This is a genomic window from Aldersonia kunmingensis, assembly GCF_001646865.1.
Classification (GTDB): Bacteria; Actinomycetota; Actinomycetes; order Mycobacteriales; family Mycobacteriaceae; genus Aldersonia; species Aldersonia kunmingensis.
In genome coordinates, this window is record NZ_LRRB01000164.1 from 1 (window position 1) to 5,632 (window position 5,632).

Genomic DNA, 5,632 nt, shown 5'->3' on the forward strand with positions numbered 1-5,632 from the left:
TGGTCGGCGGTCTGGTCGGCACCCTGCTGGTCGGCCTTGTCGCCACCGCCGAGGCTCCGGCCGGTGTCGACGGCCTCTTCTACGGCGGCGGGCTCGATCAGCTGTGGCGTCAGGCTGTGGGCGCTGGTGCTGTTTTGGTCTACTCGGCGGTCGGCACGGCTATTGTCGCCCTCATCATCAAGGTCACCATTGGCCTGCGGGCGACGCCGGAGAACGAGTCGGGTGGTCTGGATGAGTCCGAGCACGCGGAAACCGCATACGATTTCGTTGCATTTGGCGGCAACTCTGTAGTCAGCCGCACGACCGGCAAGGAGGCGTGATCCAAATGAAGCTGATCACTGCAATCGTGAAGCCCTTCACTCTCGAAGACGTGAAGACCGGACTCGAGCAGGCGGGCGTGCTCGGCATGACCGTTAGCGAAGTGCAGGGGTACGGGCGCCAGAAGGGTCACACCGAGGTTTACCGCGGTGCCGAGTACTCGGTGGACTTCGTGCCCAAGGTCCGGGTCGAGGTCGTGGTTGACGACGCCGCGGTGGACAAGGTTGTCGAGACGATCGTCGAGGCCGCCCGCACCGGCAAGATCGGTGACGGCAAGGTCTGGGTGACCCCGGTCGAGTCCGTTATCCGGGTCCGTACCGGCGAACGCGGCACGGATGCCCTCTGACCCGACTGGGTCGAGGTCGGCGGACCCAACCGGGTCACGGAACAATGGCCCCGCTCCTACCGGAAAGCCGGTAGGAGCGGGGCCGTCCCGTTCGTCCGAATCGACCACTCGCCCAGTGCCTCCTTCACCTGCGGCCGCGGACGATCTGGTCCGCGCGGTCGCACAATTGCTCGATGACGGCGGTTCGCGAACCCGCCGCCTCGACGCCCCGACGCTGCGTCTGGCGCTCGTCGATCTGTACGAGCTGTGGCTCAACACAAAGGGATCCGACCTCGGCATCAAGGCGGATAGCGGCCTGGCGATCGTCGCTGTCGGCGGCCTCGGCCGGCGCGAGATGCTGCCGTACTCCGATCTCGACCTGATCCTCTTGCACGACAACATTCCCGATAGGGAACTCGCCGACGTCGCGGACCAGATCTGGTATCCGCTGTGGGATGCGCACGTGAAGCTCGACCACAGCGTCCGTACGGTCCCGCAGGCACTGCAGGTGGCGTCGAGCGATATCCCGGCGGCGCTCGGCATGCTCGATGCGAGGCATATCGTCGGCGACGAAGAACTATCCGACCTACTCATCAGCGGTATCCGCAGGCAGTGGCGGGCCGGCATCCGCGGTCGGTTCGACGATCTGCTCGGCGAGATCACAGCGCGCTGGAAGCGCAGCGGCGAGGTGGCCCACCGGGCCGAGCCCGACCTCAAGAACGGTCGTGGTGGCCTGCGCGACGTGCAACTGCTCGATGCGCTCGCGATCGCGCAGCTCACCGACGCGATCCCCGGCCTCGGCCCCGACGTGCCCGGCGGCGGCCTGGAACAGGCTCACCGCAGCCTGCTCGACGTCCGGACCGAACTGCACCGCGTCGCCGGGCGCGCACGCGACCAGCTGCGCGCGCAGGACGCCGACGAGATCGGTGCCGCGCTTCGGATCGGGGATCGGTTCGACCTGGCCCGCACACTGTCGGACGCCGCACGCACGGTCGGCTATTCGGTCGATGTCGGCCTCCGTACCGCTGGCAACTCGCTGCCCAAGCGCGGGCTCTCCCGGTTGAAGCGAATGCCGGTGCGCCGGCCGCTCGACGAAGGCGTCGTCGAGCACGCCGGTGAAGTGGTGCTGGCCCGGGACGCGCGCCCCAGCCGGGATCCCGGGCTGATCGTGCGCGTCGCGGCGGCATCGGCCACAACATCGCTCCCGATGTCGGCGATGACCCTGAACCGGCTCTCGGAGGACGCTCCCGAGCTGCGGGAACCGTGGCCGAAGGAAGCGCTCAACGATCTGCTGGTCGTGCTCGGCGCCGGCCGGGGCATGATCGCCGCGGTCGAGGCACTGGACCGGACCGGGTTGTGGGGGCGGCTGATCCCGGAGTGGGGTGCCATCCGCGACCTGCCACCGCGCGACGCCGTGCACACCTGGACCGTGGACCGGCACACCGTGGAGACCGTCGCCAACGCAAGTGCGCTGACCACGCGCGTATCCCGACCGGACCTGCTGATGCTCGGCGCGCTGCTGCACGACATCGGCAAGGGACGGGGCGGCGATCATTCGGTAGTCGGCGCCGAACTCGCGACGCAGATCGGAAACCGGCTGGGGCTCTGGCCGTCCGATGTGGTGCTGCTCAGCGCGATCGTCCGCTACCACCTACTGCTGCCCGACACCGCGACCAAACGCGACCTCGACGATCCGGCCACTGTGCAGCGCGTGGTCGACGCGCTCGATGGCGACTCGGTGCTGCTCGAACTGCTGCACGCGCTTGCGGAGGCCGACTCGCTGGCCACCGGTCCCGGTGTGTGGGGCGAGTGGAAATCGTCGCTGATAGGCGAACTCGTGCGGCGCTGCCGATTGCTGATGGCGGGGGAGTCCTTGCCGGTGCCCGATCCGGTGGATCCGGTGCTGCTCGAACTGGCCGCCGACGGCGAGGTGCATGTCGACCAGCTGCCTGCCGACGGCCAGCACACCTACCGCGTGACGGTGGTGGCGCCCGATGCCGCGGGACTGCTGTCCGATGCGGCCGGCGTCCTCGCGCTCCATTCGCTCCGGGTGTTGTCCGCCTCAGTGCTCAGCGAGGGCGGGCATGCCGTCAACTCGTTCATGGTGTCGCCAAAGTTCGGTTCGTTGCCGCAGCAGGGCCTGCTGCGACAGGACCTCATCCGCGCGATCGGCGGTCACCTGAACCTGGAGAAGGAACTCGCCAAGAAGGAGAGCGATTCGGCCACCGCGCAGTCGGGTAGCGGGAAGGCCAAGGGCGTTCCGATGCTGTACGCACAGGCGCCGCCGAAGCTGATCTGGTTCGACGGCACCCGTCCCGGCGAGGTGTTGCTCGAGGTGCGTGCGGAGGACCGGCTCGGCCTGCTCAGCCGGGTCGCCGGCGCGCTGGAACAGGTCGGTGCCGACGTGCGATGGGCCAAGGTCGCCACGCTCGGCGCGGCTGTCATGGACACGTTCGCGCTCCACATCACCGACGGCGACAATGCCGCCACTCGTGCCCGGGTCGAGGCGGCGGTGCTCGAGGTGCTGCCGCAAACTGCGCCCAAGACGCCGCCTCCGGTGACCGATCAGGAATGACCGGGTCCAACGGGTAGACCCTCGGAGCAACGCAGATCGCCCGGCTCGGTGACCTCTACCGAGCCGGGCGATCGGTGCTCGCGCCATGGCCGCAAGGCGATGCCATTACCCTGGTAGCGACGTGCGTCAATAACTAGCTCAGGAGCGCGATCGGTGTTCGAATCCCTTTCCGACCGGTTGACCGGTGCCCTCAAGGATCTGCGTGGCAAGGGTCGGCTGTCGCCTGCGGATATCGACGCGACTTGTCGCGAGATCCGCCTCGCCCTGCTCGAGGCCGACGTGGCGCTGCCGGTCGTACGTGAGTTCATCGCCCGGATCAAGGAGCGCGCCAAGGGTGCCGAGGTCTCCGGCGCCCTGAACCCGGCGCAGCAGGTCGTCAAGATCGTCAACGAAGAGCTGGTCGGCATCCTCGGCGGCGAAACCCGACGGGTGAACCTGGCGAAGAACCCGCCGACGGTGATCATGCTCGCCGGTCTGCAGGGTTCCGGTAAGACCACGCTCGCCGGAAAGCTGGCCCGTTGGTTCAAGAACCAGGGCCATACTCCGCTTCTGGTCGCGTGTGACCTGCAGCGTCCGGGCGCGGTCAGCCAGCTGCAGATCGTCGGTGAGCGCGCCGAGGCGGCCGTCTTCGCGCCGCACCCCGGCACCTCCATCGGTGGTGGCGACAACGCGCTCGGCGTTTCCGCTGCCGACCCGATCGCGGTCGCACGCGCCGGCGTAGAGGAAGCCCGCAGCAAGCACTTCGACGTGGTCATCGTCGACACCGCCGGCCGCCTCGGCATCGACGAGGAACTGATGCGCCAGGCCGCGGGCATCCGCGACGCCGTGTCGCCGGACGAGACGCTGTTCGTACTCGACGCGATGGTCGGCCAGGACGCGGTCAGCACCGCTGAGGCGTTCCGTGACGGCGTCGGCTTCACCGGCGTGGTGCTCACCAAGCTCGACGGCGATGCCCGTGGTGGTGCGGCGCTGTCGGTCCGCGAGGTCACCGGCCAGCCGATCATGTTCGCGTCCAGCGGCGAGAAGCTCGAAGACTTCGACGTCTTCCATCCGGACCGCATGGCCAGCCGGATCCTCGGCATGGGCGACGTCCTCACGCTGATCGAACAGGCCGAGCAGGTCTACGACGAGAAGCAGGCCATGGCGGCCGCCGAGAAGATCTCCTCCGGTGAGCTCACGCTCGAGGACTTCCTCGACCAGATGATGGCGATCCGGAAGATGGGGCCGATCGGCAACCTGCTCGGCATGCTGCCCGGCGCGGGCCAGATGAAGGATGCGCTCGCGCAGGTCGACGACAAGCAGCTCGACCGCGTGCAGGCGATCATCCGCGGCATGACTCCGGCCGAACGCGAGAATCCGAAGATCATCAACGCCTCGCGCCGGTTGCGTATCGCGAACGGCTCGGGCGTGAAGGTCTCCGAGGTCAATCAGCTCGTGGACCGGTTCTTCGAGGCGCGCAAGATGATGGCGTCGATGAGCCGCCAGATGGGCTTCCCGGGCGCTCGGCGCGGGCAGCAACAGCGGTCGAAGAAGGGCAAGAAGGGCAAGAAGGGCGGCCGCGGGCCGACCCAGCCGAAGATCAGGGGTGGGTTCCCCGGCATGCCGGCCGGAATGCCGGGTATGCCGCCGGGCATGCCGGATCTGTCGAACATGCCCAAGGGACTCGACGAATTGCCGCCCGGTCTCGACGGCATCGACCTGTCGAAGTTCAAGTTCCCCAAGAACTAGGCGCCGCCGGACTAAGTTCGGAGGGGTGGGAAGCGAATCTCATTCCACCGCGCTGCATCTGCGCGGAATCGGTCTGCCCGACGAGCAACCGCTCGAACTGTGGATCGCGGACGGCCTGATCTCGTTCGAACCGATCGCCTCCGCGACCACGGTCAGCGACTCGGGCTGGATTGTGCCGGGGCTCGTGGATGCGCACTGCCATGTCGGCATCAAGCACGGCGGTGGGCATGAGGACCGCGATGGCGCGATCGCCCAGGCCGAGACCGAACGCGATGTCGGCGCCCTCCTGCTGCGCGACGCCGGTTCGCCAATCGACACGCACTTCATCGACGAGCGCGAGGATCTGCCGAAGATCATCCGCGCCGGGCGGCACATCGCGCGCCCCAAGCGCTACATCCGCGAGCTCGGCATCGAACTCGACGACGAGCGGACGCTGCCGGAAATCGTTGCGCAGCAAGCGGAATTCGGCGACGGCTGGGTGAAGCTGGTCGGCGACTGGATCGACCGATCAGTCGGTGACCTCGCCGCTGTGGAGCGACGACGTGCTGAAGCAGGCCATCGACGCCGCGCACGCGCACGGAGCCCGCGTGACCGCACATGTTTTCGGCGAGGACGCCCTGCCCGGCTTGATCGAAGCCGGAATCGACTGCATCGAGCACGGCACTGGGCTCACCGACGAGAGCATC

At 68.0% G+C, this 5,632-nt stretch carries 3 protein-coding genes and 2 pseudogenes; all 5 read left to right on the plus strand.

Features of this window, described 5'->3' with window-relative positions:
* Positions 1–320: pseudogene (locus A8G08_RS12235) on the plus strand (ammonium transporter); the annotation flags it as partial.
* Between the two features lie 5 nt (positions 321–325).
* A complete protein-coding gene (locus A8G08_RS12240; protein ID WP_068274137.1) occupies positions 326–664 on the plus strand; it encodes a P-II family nitrogen regulator in 339 nt (112 codons plus the stop codon).
* Positions 654–3,218 carry a [protein-PII] uridylyltransferase gene (locus tag A8G08_RS12245; protein ID WP_068274138.1) on the plus strand — a complete coding sequence of 855 codons (2,565 nt, stop codon included), beginning with the start codon at positions 654–656 and terminating at the stop codon, positions 3,216–3,218. Before A8G08_RS12240 ends, A8G08_RS12245 begins: the two co-directional genes overlap by 11 nt.
* Positions 3,219–3,371: 153 nt before the next feature.
* Positions 3,372–4,946 (plus strand): signal recognition particle protein, encoded by a 1,575-nt coding sequence (gene ffh, locus A8G08_RS12250; RefSeq protein WP_068274139.1) that lies wholly within the window; start codon positions 3,372–3,374, stop codon positions 4,944–4,946.
* Between the two features lie 52 nt (positions 4,947–4,998).
* A pseudogene (locus tag A8G08_RS12255) lies at positions 4,999–5,632 on the plus strand (amidohydrolase family protein); the annotation flags it as partial.

Coding starts and splice junctions, on each gene's coding strand:
- A8G08_RS12245 (WP_068274138.1), top strand. CDS start 654: ATGCCCTCTGACCCGACTGGGTCGAGGTCGGCGGACCCAACCGGGTCA.
- A8G08_RS12240 (WP_068274137.1), top strand. CDS start 326: ATGAAGCTGATCACTGCAATCGTGAAGCCCTTCACTCTCGAAGACGTG.